The organism is Citrobacter telavivensis (assembly GCA_009363175.1).
GTDB classification, from domain to species: domain Bacteria; phylum Pseudomonadota; class Gammaproteobacteria; order Enterobacterales; family Enterobacteriaceae; genus Citrobacter_A; species Citrobacter_A telavivensis.
The window spans coordinates 564,832-580,229 of the sequence record CP045205.1; the positions used below are offsets into that span (position 1 = coordinate 564,832).

Consider the following 15,398-nt stretch of genomic DNA (forward strand, 5'->3'; position numbering starts at 1 on the left):
AATCGCGTTGCAGATTACAGGCAAACTCTTGCTTTTACGCCTTCTCCTGCGATGATAGAAAACAGAAAGTATGAACTTACAGGCAATCCATAATGAAAAACGTGTTTCAGGCACTCGCTGTTCTTCTCACTCTGTTCAGCCTGACGGGGTGTGGCCTCAAAGGGCCACTCTACTTCCCACCGGCTGATAAAACCGCACCGCCGCCGACTAAACCGGTTGATACACAAACGCAATCAACTCAGCCCGAACAAAACGATCGTGCTACGGGAGATGGGCCTTCCCAGGTGAACTACTGACGGTGTGTTTCTGTACCCGCGTGAACGGAGTGAACAATGCAATTCTCTAAAATGCATGGCCTTGGCAACGATTTTATGGTCGTCGACGCGGTAACGCAGAATGTCTTTTTTTCGCCAGAATTGATCCGTCGCTTATCAGACAGACATCTGGGGGTGGGATTTGATCAACTGCTGGTGGTTGAACCTCCGTACGATCCTGAGCTGGATTTTCATTACCGCATTTTTAATGCCGACGGCAGCGAAGTGTCGCAATGCGGCAATGGCGCGCGCTGCTTTGCCCGTTTTGTGCGCCTCAAAGGGTTAACCAACAAACGTGACATTCGCGTCAGCACGGCGAATGGGCGGATGGTGCTGAGCGTGACGGACGATGAACTGGTGCGCGTCAACATGGGCGAACCCAACTTTGAACCGTCGCAGGTGCCTTTTCGCGCTAACAAAGCGGAAAAGACCTATATTATGCGAGCAGCGGAACAAACAATATTGTGCGGTGTGGTTTCAATGGGCAACCCGCACTGCGTGATTCAGGTCGATGATGTCGACACGGCGACTGTGGAAACGCTGGGACCGGTTCTGGAAAGCCACGAACGTTTTCCTGAACGGGCAAATATTGGTTTTATGCAGGTCGTGAAGCGCGAGCATATTCGTTTACGCGTTTATGAGCGCGGTGCGGGAGAGACGCAGGCTTGTGGGAGCGGCGCATGCGCGGCCGTCGCCGTCGGCATCCAACAAGGTTTGCTGGCGGAAGAAGTCCGCGTGGAATTACCTGGCGGTCGCCTTGATATCGCCTGGAAAGGCCCGGGTCATCCGTTATACATGACTGGCCCGGCGGCACATGTCTATGACGGGTTTATCCATCTATGAAGCAACCAGGGGAAGAACTACAGGAAACGCTTACGGAACTCGATGACCGGGCGGTCGTCGACTATCTGCAGAAAAACCCTGAGTTTTTTATCCGCAACGCGCATGCTGTGGAAGCCATGCGGGTGCCGCACCCGGTGCGGGGCACCGTCTCGCTCGTCGAGTGGCATATGGCCCGCGCGCGCAACCACATCAACGTCCTTGAAGAAAACATGTCGTTGTTGATGGCGCAGGCGAATGCGAACGAAAGCCTGTTTTATCGCCTGCTGCATTTGCAGGGACGTCTGGTCGCAGCCACCAGCCTTGATGATATGCTGATGCGCTTTCATCGCTGGGCGCGTGAACTGGGCCTTGCCGGTGCGACGGTGCGTCTGTTTCCCGATCGCTGGCGTCTCGGCGCGCCGTCGAGCTATACCCATCTGGCGTTAAGCCGTCAGGCCTTCGAACCGCTGCGGATACAGCGGCTGGGGCAGGAACAGCACTATCTGGGCACCCTGAATGGTCCGGAACTGCTGGTGGTGCTTCCCGAGGCGAAGGCGATTGGTTCGGTGGCGATGTCGATGCTGGGACGTGACGGCGATCTGGGCGTCATTCTGTTCAGCAGTCGCGATATGCATCACTATCAGGCGGGCCAGGGAACGCAACTCTTGCATGAAATTGCGCTGATGATGCCGGATCTGCTGGAGCGCTGGATTGAACGTGTATGACGGACTTCACCACCGATGTTACCCGCTTTCTGCGCTATCTGGGCGTAGAACGCCAGCTTAGCCCCATCACGCTGAAGAACTATCAGCGTCAGCTTGATGCCATCATCGCCTTAGCCGGAGAAGCTGGGCTGCAAAGTTGGCAACAATGTGACGCTGCAATGGTGCGCAGTTTTGCGGTGCGCAGTCGCCGCAAAGGCCTTGGGCCCGCGAGCCTCGCGCTACGTCTTTCTGCTCTGCGCAGTTTCTTCGACTGGATGGTCAGCGAAGGCAAGCTGAAAGCCAATCCGGCGAAAGGGGTACAGGCACCCAAAGCGCCGCGCCATTTGCCGAAAAATATCGACGTTGATGACGTTAACCGTCTGCTGGATATCGACCTTAACGATCCGCTCGCCGTGCGCGACCGCGCGATGCTCGAGGTGATGTACGGCGCGGGTCTGCGTTTGTCGGAACTGGTGGGACTGGATATCAAACATCTGGATCTCGACACCGGCGAAGTGTGGGTGATGGGGAAAGGCAGCAAAGAGCGTCGCCTGCCTATTGGTCGCAATGCGGTCGCGTGGATTGAGCACTGGCTGGATCTGCGCGGGCTGTTTGGCAGTGATGAAGACGCGCTGTTTTTGTCAAAGCTGGGCAACCGTATATCCGCGCGCAACGTGCAAAAGCGTTTTGCCGAATGGGGCATTAAGCAGGGGTTAAACAGCCACGTGCATCCACATAAGCTGCGTCACTCCTTTGCCACGCATATGCTGGAGTCGAGCGGCGACCTGCGAGGCGTACAGGAACTGTTGGGGCACGCCAACCTCTCGACCACGCAAATCTATACTCATCTTGATTTTCAACACCTGGCCTCGGTGTACGATGCGGCGCATCCACGCGCCAAACGGGGGAAATAATGCGTTTTTACCGGTCTCCAGGACCCATCTCAGCGATCACTTTCGATCTTGATGACACCCTTTACGATAACCGTCCGGTTATCCAGCGCACCGAGCAGGAAGCGCTCGCCTTTGTGCAAAGCTACCATCCGGCACTCCGTACGCTACAAAATGCCGACCTGCAACGTTTGCGTCAGGCGGTGCGTGAAGCCGAGCCGGAAATTTATCACGACGTGACCCGCTGGCGGCATCGCGCTGTTGAGCGGGCGATGCTGAACGCCGGGCTTTCCGCGGAAGAGGCGGTGGCTGGCGCGAACGCCGCGATGATGAACTTTGCGAAGTGGCGCAGTCGGGTCGATGTCCCGCAAGAGACACACGATACGCTGAAAGCCTTAGCGAAAAAGTGGCCGCTGGTGGCGATCACCAACGGTAACGCGCAGCCGGAACTGTTTGGCCTCGGCGATTACTTCGAATTTGTACTGCGTGCCGGTCCGGACGGACGCTCAAAACCGTTCAGTGATATGTACTTCCTGGCGGCGGAAAAGCTGAATGTACCGATCGGCGAGATCCTGCACGTGGGCGACGATCTGACGACCGACGTTGCCGGGGCGATCCGCAGCGGATTGCAGGCCTGCTGGATCAAGCCAGAAAATGCTGACCTGATGCACACCGTTGACAGCCGTTTACTGCCGCATATCGAAATTTCACAGTTGGCATCTCTGACCTCGCTGATATAATCACCCGCAGTTCTGTATAAAATTCCAGGGTTTTGGCGGATGGCGCTACGCTTATCCGCCCTACGCTGACTGCGATCACGTAGGCCCGATAAGCGAAGCGCCATCGGGCATTTCGCAGTTTATCTATTCCTAACGCGGCGGTGCCAATGGACGTTTCTTACCTGCTCGACAGCCTCAATGATAAACAGCGCGAAGCGGTGGCCGCGCCACGTAGCAACATGCTGGTTCTCGCGGGGGCGGGGAGTGGTAAAACACGCGTGCTGGTACACCGTATCGCCTGGCTGTTGACGGTAGAAAATAACTCACCGTACTCGATTATGGCGGTCACCTTTACCAACAAAGCGGCGGCGGAGATGCGTCACCGCATCGGCCAGATTATGGGCACCAGCCAGGGCGGCATGTGGGTGGGCACCTTCCACGGTCTGGCGCACCGACTGCTGCGCGCGCATCACATGGATGCGAATTTGCCGCAGGACTTCCAAATCCTCGACAGTGAAGACCAGCTGCGCCTGCTTAAGCGTCTGATCAAGGCGATGAACCTCGACGAGAAGCAGTGGCCGGCGCGTCAGGCGATGTGGTACATCAACGGGCAGAAAGACGAAGGTCTGCGCCCGCATCATATTCAGAGCTTTGGTAACCCGATTGAGCAAACCTGGCAAAAGGTTTATCAGGCCTATCAGGAAGCGTGCGATCGTGCGGGACTGGTGGATTTCGCCGAACTGCTGCTGCGCGCGCATGAGTTGTGGCTCAATAAGCCGCATATTCTTCAGCACTACCGCGAGCGTTTCACCAATATCCTGGTGGACGAATTCCAGGATACCAACAACATTCAGTATGCCTGGATTCGTCTGCTGGCTGGCGATACCGGCAAAGTGATGATTGTCGGCGATGACGACCAGTCTATCTATGGCTGGCGCGGCGCGCAGGTAGAGAACATCCAGCGCTTCCTGAACGACTTCCCCGGCGCACAAACGATCCGCCTTGAGCAGAACTACCGCTCCACCAGCAATATCCTCAGCGCGGCTAACGCCCTGATCGAGAACAACAACGGGCGTCTGGGTAAAAAACTGTGGACCGATGGCGTCGAAGGCGAGCCGATTTCGCTCTACTGCGCGTTTAACGAACTGGATGAAGCGCGTTTTGTCGTCAACCGGATCAAAACCTGGCAGGACAACGGCGGTGCGCTTGAGCAGTGCGCCATTCTCTATCGCAGTAACGCCCAGTCGCGTGTGCTGGAAGAGGCATTGTTACAGGCCAGCATGCCGTACCGTATCTACGGTGGCATGCGCTTCTTCGAACGTCAGGAAATCAAAGACGCCCTCTCTTATCTGCGTTTGATTGCCAACCGTAATGATGACGCTGCCTTTGAACGCGTGGTGAATACCCCAACGCGCGGGATTGGCGATCGGACGCTGGACGTGGTGCGCCAGGCTTCGCGCGATCGCCAGCTCACGCTGTGGCAGGCGTGTCGTGAACTGTTGCAGGAAAAAGCGCTGGCCGGTCGTGCCGCCAGTGCGCTGCAACGTTTTATGGAACTGATCGACGCGCTGGCGCAGGAAACCGCCGACATGCCGCTGCATGTACAGACCGACCGGGTGATTAAAGACTCAGGCCTGCGCATGATGTATGAGCAGGAGAAAGGCGAGAAAGGCCAGACGCGCATCGAGAACTTAGAGGAACTGGTGACGGCGACGCGTCAGTTCAGCTACAACGAAGAAGACGAAGACCTGATGCCGTTGCAGGCATTTCTCTCCCATGCGGCGCTGGAAGCGGGCGAAGGGCAGGCGGATACCTGGCAGGACGCGGTACAGCTCATGACGCTGCACTCGGCGAAGGGGCTGGAGTTTCCGCAGGTGTTTATCGTCGGGATGGAAGAGGGGATGTTCCCCAGCCAGATGTCGCTGGACGAGGGCGGACGACTTGAAGAAGAGCGTCGTCTGGCCTACGTCGGCGTGACCCGTGCGATGCAAAAACTGACGTTAACCTATGCCGAAACGCGCCGGCTGTATGGCAAAGAGGTGTATCACCGTCCATCACGCTTCATCGGCGAGTTGCCGGAAGAGTGCGTTGAAGAGGTGCGCCTGCGTGCAACGATCAGCCGTCCGGTGAGCCATCAACGGATGGGGACGCCGATGGCGGAGAATGACACCGGCTACAAGCTGGGCCAGCGTGTGCGTCATGCTAAGTTCGGCGAGGGCACCATTGTGAATCTGGAAGGCAGCGGCGAACACAGCCGGTTGCAGGTGGCCTTCCAGGGACAGGGAATCAAATGGCTCGTCGCCGCGTATGCGAAGCTGGAAACGGTCTAACTTATAGATAAATATCACTTAAATTTCCCTCTCTGCTAACCTTTCTGCATAAGGGGAAATTATTACTTTTTCGCGTTTCGTTGCGTGTTGACGGCAAATTTTTGCTGGCGTAACATGCGCGCACGATTACGCTAAGAGGACATTCGCCTTGGACACACCCAGTAGATACTGGCTCATTATCCTGTCATCCAGGATCAACTCCTAAGGCTATCCCTTTTTGCTGATAGCCTTAGCGGTTGTCAGCGACCTTCTCTATTTTCCCGTCGCGCTGAGTCAGGCTGTTTAATGGTCTGAAACCCAATTGTTTCTGTGTGCCCACCGAACTGTCCGATATTTTTAAGCATTGGGAGTCCCGGTCATGTTGAGCGCATTTCAACTGGAAAATAACCGACTCATCCGGCTGGAAGTCGAAGAGTCACAAACCCTGATTGATGCCGTATGGGTCGACCTGGTCGAGCCGGACGACGACGAGCGACTGCGCGTACAATCTGAGCTGGGCCAAAGCCTGGCGACACGTCCTGAACTGGAAGACATCGAAGCATCCGCCCGTTTCTTCGAAGACGAAGACGGTCTGCACATCCACTCCTTTTTCTTCTTCGAAGATGCGGAAGACCACGCGGGTAACTCCACCGTGGCATTCACCATTCGCGATGGCCGCCTGTTTACTCTGCGTGAACGTGAGCTGCCCGCGTTTCGTCTGTATCGTATGCGTGCCCGTAGCCAGGCCATGGTTGACGGTAACGCCTATGAACTGCTGCTGGATCTGTTCGAAACCAAAATTGAGCAATTGGCGGATGAAATTGAAAATATCTACAGCGATCTGGAAGAGCTGAGTCGGGTGATTATGGAAGGTCATCAGGGCGATGAGTACGATGAGGCGCTCTCGACGCTGGCGGAACTGGAAGATATCGGCTGGAAAGTTCGCCTGTGTCTGATGGATACCCAGCGCGCACTGAACTTCCTGGTTCGCAAAGCGCGTTTGCCGGGCGGACAACTGGAACAGGCGCGCGAGATCCTGCGAGATATCGAATCCCTGCTGCCGCACAACGAATCCCTGTTCCAGAAAGTGAACTTCCTGATGCAGGCGGCGATGGGCTTTATCAACATCGAGCAGAACCGGATCATCAAGATCTTCTCGGTGGTTTCCGTGGTTTTCCTGCCGCCGACGCTGGTGGCATCCAGCTATGGGATGAACTTCGAGTTTATGCCTGAGCTGCGCTGGAGCTTTGGTTATCCGGGCGCGATTATCTTCATGCTGCTCGCAGGTCTGGCGCCGTATCTGTACTTTAAGCGCAAGAACTGGCTGTAGTATCACGCCCGGTGGCGCTACGCTTACCGGGCTTACAAACCCCAGGTTTGCTCATTCTTAACCTTCAGCAGATAGAACCAGATATTCGCTTTGAAACCGACTAATGCGGAAATTGCGTATCCGATGATACTTATGTCATAGGCCATGGAGATAGCACCTACCGCCAGAAAGAGGAGTAATACGGTAATGCCTTTCTTCCACAGGCCTAAATAAAAAAGGTAAATGAAAGAAAACACTAATGCCCAAATATTTAACCCCATACTCATTTTCTGGCTGAAAGAGAGGGTTTTGTAGCCTGAAGCGTAAAGCGGAGGTGTCTTCCAGAAACCAGGAAGACCGTACTGGTCATAGAATGCAAATCTGGCCCGCCACTTTTCGCTAAGTTCTCCGATCGTATCCTCGTTCTTTTCCATAACATTCCCTTCTTCGCGACATAATAAACATGCTAAGCATCTGTCAGTGAAAAAAAGAACGAAACAAGATTATAGGGAAGTGGTGTTATTTCAGAATTTATAAAGATTCTTCCGACAGAAGAACGCTGCCGGATGGCGGCTACGCCTTATCAGGCCTACAGGTAACGTAGGCCTGATAAGCGAAGCGCCATCAGGCCTATCACGACTACATTCCCTTGCGCGTTCTGCGCTGGGTATAAATCGCATCCGTCACGAAGATCGCCAGTGCGACCCAGATAAAGGCGAACGTCACCATTTTATCCGATCCTGGAACCTCCCCGTAGAACGTCACGGCCAGCAGGAACATTAGCGTCGGGCCGATGTACTGGAAAAAGCCCAGCGTAGAAAGCCGCAGACGGGTCGCCGCACCGGTGAAGCACAGCAGCGGCACCGTGGTCACCACCCCGGCAGCAATCAGCAGCAGGTTGAGCGACATCGGGTTCTGTCCCATATGGCTGGTTGAGCTGTCGGCGATGCCGAACAGGTAGATTGCGGCAATGGGCAGCAGCCACAGGGTTTCCACCAGCATCCCGGTTTGCGCTTCAACGGCGATTTTCTTGCGCACCAGACCGTAAAAAGCAAAACTGAACGCCAGTCCCAGCGCGATAATGGGCAATGAGCCGAAGGTCCAGAGCTGCACCAGAACGCCACAGGTCGCCAGAATCACCGCCAGCCACTGCATCCGGCGAAAGCGTTCACCGAGAAAAAGCATCCCCAACACAATATTCACCAGCGGGTTGATAAAGTAACCCAGGCTGGCTTCCAGCATATGGTGGTTGTTTACCGCCCAGATAAACAGCAGCCAGTTACCCCCCACGAGTACCGCAGAGAGCGCCAGCAGGAAGATCTTTTTCGGCGTTTGCAGCAGCGCCTTCACGCTCGACCACTGACGGCTGATGCTGATCAGCGCCACCATAAAGAAAAACGACCAGATCACGCGATGGGTCAGGATTTCATCTGCGGGGACGTAATAAATTAGCTTGAAGTACGCCGGAGCGATCCCCCAAATAAAATAGGCGGCAAGAGCGAGTAACACGCCCAGCCGCGTTTGTTTTGCATCCATCGGGAAAACTCATGTCTGAAATGTAACAGCAGTTTACCTGTTTTTACCCCACCATATAAGTGGCGGTAGCGCTGGCAATATAAAGCCGGTCTTCGTTATGCAGTTCCACACGTGCCACGGCGACTTTGTTCCCTGCGCGCAGCAGACTGCTGGTGGCGGTAAAGCGATTGCCCCGACCCGGACGCAGGTAGTCCACGCGCAGATCGATGGTCCCCATGCGGGACAGACGCTGACGCAGTTCGTCTTCACTGATGGTTTCATGGCGCGTCAGGGTACTGCCGACACACACCAGTCCGGCTGCCACGTCCAGAGCAGAGGCGATCACTCCGCCATGCAGAATGCTCTGCGCCCAGTTCCCGACCATCATCGGCTGATTATTAAAGGCCAGTTGGGCAAATTCTTTTTCGTAGCGCTCCAGTTCCAGTCCCAGCGCCCGGTTAAACGGCATGTGATAGACAAACATTTCGCCCACGAGCTTCAGGGCTTGCTCAGCAGTCAGTACGGCAGACATACGATTTCGACACTCCAATGGTTAATGAAATGTTGATGTTATGCTTCTTAAATGTTGTTTTCCACTTTAAGACGGGATAACTAACGAGGTGGTGTGTAAATATGTAAAATGGTTGGCAGAATAATAAACAAATCAAAAATCTTTCGTTCAGGAGAACAACAAGAATGCGGGCGATTCTGGCTTGGTTGCTACCAGCAGCAATGCTGCCGCTGACGGCGTATGCGCAAGAGGCGACGGTGAAAGAGGTTCATGATGCACCGGCGGTGCGGGGCAGTATTATCGCCAATATGCTGCAGGAGCATGATAATCCTTTTACGCTTTACCCCTACGATACGAACTACCTGATCTACACCAATACCAGCGACATGAACAAAGAAGCGATTAGTTCCTACAACTGGTCCGAAAACGCCCGCAAAGATGAAGTGAAGTTCCAACTGAGTCTGGCGTTTCCGATCTGGCGTGGGATTGCAGGGCCAAACTCGGTTCTGGGCGCCTCGTATACGCAAAAGTCCTGGTGGCAGCTATCCAACACAGAAGAGTCGTCGCCCTTTCGTGAAACCAACTACGAACCGCAGCTGTTCCTGGGCTTTGCGACGGATTATCGCGTTGCCGGATGGACACTGCGCGACGTGGAAATGGGTTACAACCATGATTCGAACGGGCGTTCCGATCCGACATCACGTAGCTGGAACCGACTTTACACGCGCCTGATGGCGGAAAACGGCAACTGGCTGGTGGAGGTCAAACCGTGGTACGTCATCGGCAGTACCGACGATAACCCGGATATCACCAAATACATGGGCTATTATCAGCTTAAGGTCGGCTATCATCTGGGTGATGCGGTGCTGAGCGCGAAGGGCCAGTACAACTGGAATACCGGTTACGGCGGTGCGGAGCTGGGGCTGAGTTATCCGATGACGAAGCATATTCGTCTCTATACTCAGGTGTATAGCGGGTACGGCGAATCGCTGATCGACTATAACTTTAATCAGACGCGTGTCGGTGTGGGCGTGATGCTCAACGATATCTTCTGATCGATGATTGTGTTTTAAACATTGCAGTTTCTCCCTCAGGCGCTGAAAATAGCGCCTGTTTTGATTTAAGCGAACGGGGTTAATGTGGCGCAGGCGGAAGTGTTGAATCTGGAATCAGGTGCTAAACAGGTTTTGCAAGAAACCTTTGGCTACCAACAGTTTCGCCCGGGTCAGGAAGCGATCATCGACACCGTCGTTTCGGGGCGCGACTGCCTGGTCGTGATGCCGACCGGGGGCGGAAAATCCCTCTGCTATCAAATCCCTGCCTTATTGCTCAACGGTCTGACCGTAGTCGTTTCGCCGCTGATCTCCCTGATGAAAGATCAGGTCGACCAACTGTTGGCGAACGGCGTGGCGGCCGCCTGTCTGAACTCGACGCAAACCCGCGAGCAGCAGCTTGAGGTGATGACAGGGTGTCGCACCGGGCAAATCCGTCTGCTCTATATCGCCCCTGAACGCCTGATGCTGGATAACTTCCTTGAGCATCTGGCGCACTGGAATCCGGTGTTACTGGCCGTGGACGAAGCGCACTGCATCTCGCAGTGGGGGCATGACTTCCGCCCGGAATATGCCGCACTCGGGCAGCTCAGACAGCGTTTTCCTGCACTGCCGTTCGTCGCGCTGACCGCGACAGCTGATGAAACCACGCGGCTGGACATTGTTCGCCTGCTGGGGCTGAACGATCCCTTAATCCAGATCAGCAGTTTTGACCGGCCAAACATTCGCTACATGCTGATGGAGAAGTTTAAACCGCTCGATCAGTTGATGCGCTATGTGCAGGAACAGCGCGGTAAATCCGGGATTATTTACTGCAACAGCCGTGCGAAGGTGGAAGACACCGCCGCGCGTCTGCAAAGCCGGGGTATTAGCGCCGCCGCGTACCATGCGGGGCTGGAAAATCACATCCGTGCCGACGTGCAGGAGAAATTCCAGCGCGACGATCTGCAAATCGTGGTGGCGACCGTCGCCTTTGGCATGGGCATCAACAAACCCAACGTGCGTTTTGTGGTGCATTTCGATATTCCCCGCAACATTGAATCTTACTACCAGGAAACCGGTCGCGCCGGGCGTGACGGCCTGCCTGCGGAGGCAATGCTGTTTTACGATCCGGCGGATATGGCGTGGCTGCGCCGCTGTCTGGAAGAAAAACCGCAGGGGCAGCTACAGGATATTGAACGGCATAAGCTAAACGCGATGGGCGCGTTTGCCGAGGCGCAAACCTGCCGTCGTCTGGTGCTGCTTAACTACTTCGGTGAAGGACGTCAGGAGCCGTGCGGCAACTGCGATATCTGTCTCGATCCGCCAAAACAGTACGACGGTCTGATGGATGCGCGCAAAGCGCTGTCGACGATTTATCGCGTTAACCAGCGCTTCGGGATGGGCTACGTCGTGGAGGTGCTGCGCGGCGCGAATAGTCAGCGTATCCGCGAACTGGCACACGATAAACTGCCGGTGTATGGCATTGGTCGTGAGCAGAGCCACGAACACTGGGTGAGCGTGATCCGCCAGTTGATTCACCTGGGGCTGGTGACGCAGAACATTGCTCACCATTCGGCGCTCCAGCTCACCGAAGCCGCGCGTCCGGTGCTGCGCGGCGACGTCGCGCTGCAACTCGCCGTGCCGCGTATTGTCGCCCTGAAACCGCGCGTGATGCAGAAATCCTTTGGCGGCAATTACGATCGCAAACTGTTCGCCAAACTGCGCAAGCTGCGTAAAGCCATTGCCGATGAAGAGAACATCCCGCCATACGTCGTCTTTAACGATGCCACGCTGATTGAGATGGCGGAACAGATGCCGGTTTCCGCGAGCGAAATGCTCAGCGTCAACGGGGTGGGAATGCGTAAACTGGAGCGCTTCGGTAAAGAGTTTATGGCGCTGATCCGCGCCCACGTCGATGGTGATGACGAAGAGTAGTCAGCCGGGCAAAAAAGTGCCAGGATGGTGACTCACTGAACTGTTTCCCCCGCGAGTATTTTCGATCATGCTAATGTTATTTCTCACCGTGGCGATGGTGCACATTGTGGCACTGATGAGCCCAGGGCCGGATTTCTTTTTTGTCTCGCAGACGGCGGTCAGCCGCTCGCGCAAAGAAGCGATGATGGGTGTGTTGGGCATTACCTGTGGCGTTATGGTCTGGGCGGGCATCGCGCTGCTCGGCCTGCATCTGATCATCGAAAAAATGGCCTGGTTACACACCATTATCATGGTTGGCGGCGGTCTGTATCTGTGCTGGATGGGTTACCAGATGCTGCGTGGGGCGTTGAAAAAGCAGGATGTTGCCGCCCCCACGCCGCAGGTTGAGCTGGCGCAAAGCGGCCGCAGTTTCCTGAAGGGGTTACTGACGAATCTGGCTAACCCGAAAGCCATCATCTACTTCGGTTCGGTCTTTTCTCTGTTCGTCGGCGACAGCGTCGGTACCGCCGCGCGCTGGGGGATTTTCGTGCTGATTATTGTTGAGACCTTCGCGTGGTTTACCGTGGTCGCCAGCCTGTTTGCGCTACCGAAAATGCGTCGCGGCTATCAGCGCATGGCGAAATGGATCGACGGTTTTGCCGGGGCGTTGTTCGCTGGATTTGGTATCCACCTGATCATTTCGCGATAAGGCTTCGTGCCGGATACGCGCCAGCCGCTATCCGGCAACCTGTCAGGCATGGCGAGCCGACGCCAGTAGTGCGCCCACCAGCATAAACAGTGAACCGAACACTTTGTTTAACGCTTTCATCTGCTTCGGCCCTTTGATCCACAAGGCGATACGCTGCGCCAGCGTGGCATAGCCGATCATCACCACGATATCGACCACAATGGTGGTCACGCCAAGCACGATGTACTGCATCAGCTGCGGTTCCTTTGGCATCACGAACTGCGGGAAAAGGGCTGCCAGAAAGACGATGCTTTTGGGGTTCGTCAGATTCACGAATACCGCGCGTTTAAACAGGCGACCGCGTGACTGGGTCTGGGCCATTGTATTCAGGTCAATGGCCCCGGCGGCGCGCCATTGCTGAATACCTAACCAAATCAGATAGGCGGCGCCCGCCCATTTCAGCACCTCAAAGGCGATGACGGAGCGCGAAAACAGGGTACCCAGACCCACGCCGACCAGCACGATATGAATGCCCAGCCCGGCCTGTAACCCGGCAATCGACGCCGCTGCGCCGCGATAGCCGTGATTAATGGAAGTCGTCATGGTGTTGATGGCGCCGGAACCGGGTGAAAGGCTCAAAATTATGGATGTCAGTAGGTAGGCGAACCACCATTCGAAGGTCATGAGAAACTCCCTGATTGTCTGTTTTTATGCCACAATACGCTACTGTCACAGTAAAGTGTTACGCGCTACTGAAAAAACGATTTTTACCTGGTAAACGAGGCTGGATACCCGATGTTTCAGCAGCAAAAAGACTGGGAAACGAGAGAAAACGCGTTTGCGGCTTTTTCCATGGGGCCGTTAACAGACTTCTGGCGTCAGCGCGAGGAAGCGGAATTGACCGGTGTGGGCCGGGTGCCGGTGCGCTTTGTCCGGTTTCGCGCTGAGCATAACGATCGTGTCATCGTCATCTGCCCGGGGCGAATAGAAAGCTATGTGAAGTACGCCGAACTGGCGTATGACCTGTTTCATCTGGGCTTTGATATCCTCATTATTGACCATCGCGGCCAGGGACGTTCAGGGCGTATGCTATCGGATCCCAATCGCGGTCATGTCGACAATTTCAACGACTATGTTGATGATTTATCGGCGTTCTGGGAACAAGAAGTTCAGCCGGGGCCGTGGCGTAAACGTTATATTCTGGCGCATTCGATGGGCGGGGCGATTGCGACGCTGTTTTTGCAGCGTCATCCGCATCAGTGCGATGCTATCGCGCTCTGTGCGCCGATGTTTGGTATTGTAATGCGGCTGCCGGACTGGATGGTCCGCCATATTCTGGACTGGGCTGAAGGGCATCAGCGTATCCGGGAAGGGTATGCGATAGGCACCGGACGCTGGCGGGCATTGCCTTTTAGCATGAATGTATTAACCCACAGTCGACAGCGCTATCGGCGTAATTTACGTTTTTATGCGGATGAGCCGCAGCTGCGTGTCGGCGGCCCGACCTATCACTGGGTACGGGAAGGCATCCTGGCAGCTGAACAAGCGCTGGCAGGCGCGGGCGATGACGCCACGCCAACTCTGCTGATTCAGGCCGAAGAAGAGCGTGTGGTGGATAACCGCATGCACGAACGTTTTTGTGAACTCCGCGCCGCAGCGGGCCATCCTGTCGAAGGGGGTCATCCGCTGGTCATTAAAGGCGCTTACCATGAGATCCTTTTTGAAAAGGACGCTATGCGCTCAGTTGCGCTTCAGGCTATTGTTGGTTTTTTCAACAAGCATAACTCATCAGCGGAAACCGCTTTGCTCAGAGGTTGAATTTTTATATGTATCAGGTTGTTGCGTCTGATTTAGATGGCACACTGCTTTCTCCCGACCATACCCTATCTCCCTACGCGAAAGAAACGCTGAAGCTATTGACCGCGCGCGGCGTTAATTTTGTCTTTGCGACGGGTCGTCACCATGTCGACGTGGGACAGATCCGCGATAACCTGGGGATTAAGTCCTGGATGATCACCTCCAACGGTGCGCGTGTACATGACATGGACGGAAATCTGGTGTTTACCCATAACCTGGATCGCGATATTGCCAGCGATCTGTTTGGGGTGGTGAACACTAACCCGGATATCATTACCAACGTCTATCGTGATGACGAATGGTTTATGAACCGCCATCGTCCGGATGAGATGCGCTTTTTCAAAGAGGCGGTGTTCCATTACACGCTGTTTGAACCCGGTTTACTGGAGCCGGAAGGCGTCAGCAAAGTGTTCTTTACCAGCCATTCTCATGACATTCTGCTGCCGCTGGAACAGGCTATTAATGCGCGCTGGGGCGATCGCGTCAACGTGAGTTTCTCCACGCTCACCTGCCTGGAAGTGATGGCGGGCGGCGTGTCGAAAGGTCATGCGCTGGAAGCGGTTGCCAAAGCGATGGGTTACAGCCTTAAAGACTGCATCGCCTTTGGCGACGGCATGAACGACGCTGAAATGCTGTCGATGGCGGGTAAAGGCTGCATTATGGGCAATGCGCACCAGCGTCTGAAGGATTTGCATCCGGAACTGGAAGTGATTGGCATCAACGTCGATGACGCGGTACCGCACTACCTGCGCGATCTTTTCTTGCGCTAAAATGAATGCTTATTAATTAACCAGTCGTCAACTTAACTCTCC

16 protein-coding genes are annotated in these 15,398 nt (G+C 55.1%); 12 read left to right on the plus strand and 4 right to left on the minus strand.

Annotated features, from left to right (window positions below):
• Window positions 1-92 precede the first annotated feature (92 nt).
• From GBC03_04890 to corA, 7 genes are all read left to right on the plus strand, one after another.
• Entirely contained in the window at window positions 93-296 is a 204-nt protein-coding gene (locus GBC03_04890; GenBank protein QFS69588.1) for a hypothetical protein, read from the plus strand.
• 36 nt (window positions 297-332) lie between these two features.
• Window positions 333-1,157, plus strand: coding sequence for a diaminopimelate epimerase (gene dapF, locus GBC03_04895; GenBank protein ID QFS69589.1), 825 nt, complete (start codon window positions 333-335; stop codon window positions 1,155-1,157).
• A complete protein-coding gene (locus GBC03_04900) occupies window positions 1,154-1,861 on the plus strand; it encodes a DUF484 family protein (protein ID QFS69590.1) in 708 nt (235 codons plus the stop codon). The genes dapF and GBC03_04900 overlap by 4 nt, the downstream gene beginning before the upstream one ends.
• Complete coding sequence (gene xerC, locus GBC03_04905; protein ID QFS69591.1) at window positions 1,858-2,754, plus strand: tyrosine recombinase XerC; 897 nt, start codon at window positions 1,858-1,860, stop codon at window positions 2,752-2,754. The genes GBC03_04900 and xerC overlap by 4 nt, the downstream gene beginning before the upstream one ends.
• Window positions 2,754-3,470: a 5-amino-6-(5-phospho-D-ribitylamino)uracil phosphatase YigB gene (yigB, locus tag GBC03_04910; protein ID QFS69592.1), complete on the plus strand. Its 717-nt coding sequence runs from the start codon at window positions 2,754-2,756 to the stop codon at window positions 3,468-3,470. The genes xerC and yigB overlap by 1 nt, the downstream gene beginning before the upstream one ends.
• 146 nt (window positions 3,471-3,616) lie before the next feature.
• The gene (uvrD, locus tag GBC03_04915) at window positions 3,617-5,779 is read left to right on the plus strand and encodes a DNA helicase II (GenBank protein QFS69593.1); all 2,163 of its coding nucleotides are present in this window, start codon (window positions 3,617-3,619) and stop codon (window positions 5,777-5,779) included.
• 358 nt (window positions 5,780-6,137) lie between these two features.
• The gene (gene corA, locus GBC03_04920; protein ID QFS69594.1) at window positions 6,138-7,088 is read left to right on the plus strand and encodes a magnesium/cobalt transporter CorA; all 951 of its coding nucleotides are present in this window, start codon (window positions 6,138-6,140) and stop codon (window positions 7,086-7,088) included.
• Window positions 7,089-7,120: 32 nt separating this feature from the next.
• Here corA and GBC03_04925 read toward each other — a convergent pair whose 3' ends face one another.
• From GBC03_04925 to GBC03_04935, 3 genes are all read right to left on the minus strand, one after another.
• Window positions 7,121-7,501, minus strand: a complete 381-nt coding sequence (locus GBC03_04925; protein QFS69595.1) for a DUF2628 domain-containing protein — start codon at window positions 7,499-7,501, stop codon at window positions 7,121-7,123.
• 205 nt (window positions 7,502-7,706) lie between these two features.
• Window positions 7,707-8,603 (minus strand): EamA family transporter RarD, encoded by an 897-nt coding sequence (gene rarD / locus GBC03_04930; protein ID QFS69596.1) that lies wholly within the window; start codon window positions 8,601-8,603, stop codon window positions 7,707-7,709.
• A gap of 43 nt (window positions 8,604-8,646) precedes the next feature.
• Window positions 8,647-9,114: a thioesterase family protein gene (locus tag GBC03_04935; protein QFS69597.1), complete on the minus strand. Its 468-nt coding sequence runs from the start codon at window positions 9,112-9,114 to the stop codon at window positions 8,647-8,649.
• 164 nt (window positions 9,115-9,278) lie between these two features.
• Between GBC03_04935 and pldA the strand changes: the two genes are divergently transcribed.
• The 3 genes from pldA (at window position 9,279) to rhtC (ending at window position 12,750) form a co-directional block, all read left to right on the plus strand.
• Complete coding sequence (gene pldA, locus GBC03_04940; GenBank protein ID QFS69598.1) at window positions 9,279-10,148, plus strand: phospholipase A; 870 nt, start codon at window positions 9,279-9,281, stop codon at window positions 10,146-10,148.
• A gap of 84 nt (window positions 10,149-10,232) precedes the next feature.
• On the plus strand, window positions 10,233-12,062 hold the full coding sequence (recQ, locus tag GBC03_04945; protein ID QFS69599.1) for an ATP-dependent DNA helicase RecQ: 1,830 nt from the start codon (window positions 10,233-10,235) through the stop codon (window positions 12,060-12,062).
• 67 nt (window positions 12,063-12,129) lie between these two features.
• Window positions 12,130-12,750 (plus strand): threonine export protein RhtC, encoded by a 621-nt coding sequence (gene rhtC, locus GBC03_04950; GenBank protein ID QFS69600.1) that lies wholly within the window; start codon window positions 12,130-12,132, stop codon window positions 12,748-12,750.
• Window positions 12,751-12,792: 42 nt separating this feature from the next.
• On the opposite strand, the gene rhtB is transcribed toward rhtC, so the two are convergent.
• A complete protein-coding gene (rhtB, locus tag GBC03_04955) occupies window positions 12,793-13,413 on the minus strand; it encodes a homoserine/homoserine lactone efflux protein (GenBank protein QFS69601.1) in 621 nt (206 codons plus the stop codon).
• A gap of 111 nt (window positions 13,414-13,524) precedes the next feature.
• On the opposite strand from rhtB, the gene pldB reads away from it, so the two are divergent.
• Together pldB and yigL are read left to right on the plus strand one after the other, a co-directional pair.
• Window positions 13,525-14,547 (plus strand): lysophospholipase L2, encoded by a 1,023-nt coding sequence (gene pldB, locus GBC03_04960; protein QFS69602.1) that lies wholly within the window; start codon window positions 13,525-13,527, stop codon window positions 14,545-14,547.
• A gap of 8 nt (window positions 14,548-14,555) precedes the next feature.
• A complete protein-coding gene (yigL, locus tag GBC03_04965) occupies window positions 14,556-15,356 on the plus strand; it encodes a sugar/pyridoxal phosphate phosphatase YigL (protein QFS69603.1) in 801 nt (266 codons plus the stop codon).
• Window positions 15,357-15,398 lie beyond the last annotated feature (42 nt).

Excerpts from the sequence above, each read along its gene's own strand:
- GBC03_04890 (QFS69588.1), top strand. The coding sequence starts at position 93 with ATGAAAAACGTGTTTCAGGCACTCGCTGTTCTTCTCACTCTGTTCAGC.
- dapF (QFS69589.1), top strand. The coding sequence starts at position 333 with ATGCAATTCTCTAAAATGCATGGCCTTGGCAACGATTTTATGGTCGTC.
- GBC03_04900 (QFS69590.1), top strand. The coding sequence starts at position 1,154 with ATGAAGCAACCAGGGGAAGAACTACAGGAAACGCTTACGGAACTCGAT.
- xerC (QFS69591.1), top strand. The coding sequence starts at position 1,858 with ATGACGGACTTCACCACCGATGTTACCCGCTTTCTGCGCTATCTGGGC.
- yigB (QFS69592.1), top strand. The coding sequence starts at position 2,754 with ATGCGTTTTTACCGGTCTCCAGGACCCATCTCAGCGATCACTTTCGAT.
- uvrD (QFS69593.1), top strand. The coding sequence starts at position 3,617 with ATGGACGTTTCTTACCTGCTCGACAGCCTCAATGATAAACAGCGCGAA.
- corA (QFS69594.1), top strand. The coding sequence starts at position 6,138 with ATGTTGAGCGCATTTCAACTGGAAAATAACCGACTCATCCGGCTGGAA.
- GBC03_04925 (QFS69595.1), bottom strand. The coding sequence starts at position 7,501 with ATGGAAAAGAACGAGGATACGATCGGAGAACTTAGCGAAAAGTGGCGG.
- rarD (QFS69596.1), bottom strand. The coding sequence starts at position 8,603 with ATGGATGCAAAACAAACGCGGCTGGGCGTGTTACTCGCTCTTGCCGCC.
- GBC03_04935 (QFS69597.1), bottom strand. The coding sequence starts at position 9,114 with ATGTCTGCCGTACTGACTGCTGAGCAAGCCCTGAAGCTCGTGGGCGAA.
- pldA (QFS69598.1), top strand. The coding sequence starts at position 9,279 with ATGCGGGCGATTCTGGCTTGGTTGCTACCAGCAGCAATGCTGCCGCTG.
- rhtC (QFS69600.1), top strand. The coding sequence starts at position 12,130 with ATGCTAATGTTATTTCTCACCGTGGCGATGGTGCACATTGTGGCACTG.
- rhtB (QFS69601.1), bottom strand. The coding sequence starts at position 13,413 with ATGACCTTCGAATGGTGGTTCGCCTACCTACTGACATCCATAATTTTG.
- pldB (QFS69602.1), top strand. The coding sequence starts at position 13,525 with ATGTTTCAGCAGCAAAAAGACTGGGAAACGAGAGAAAACGCGTTTGCG.
- yigL (QFS69603.1), top strand. The coding sequence starts at position 14,556 with ATGTATCAGGTTGTTGCGTCTGATTTAGATGGCACACTGCTTTCTCCC.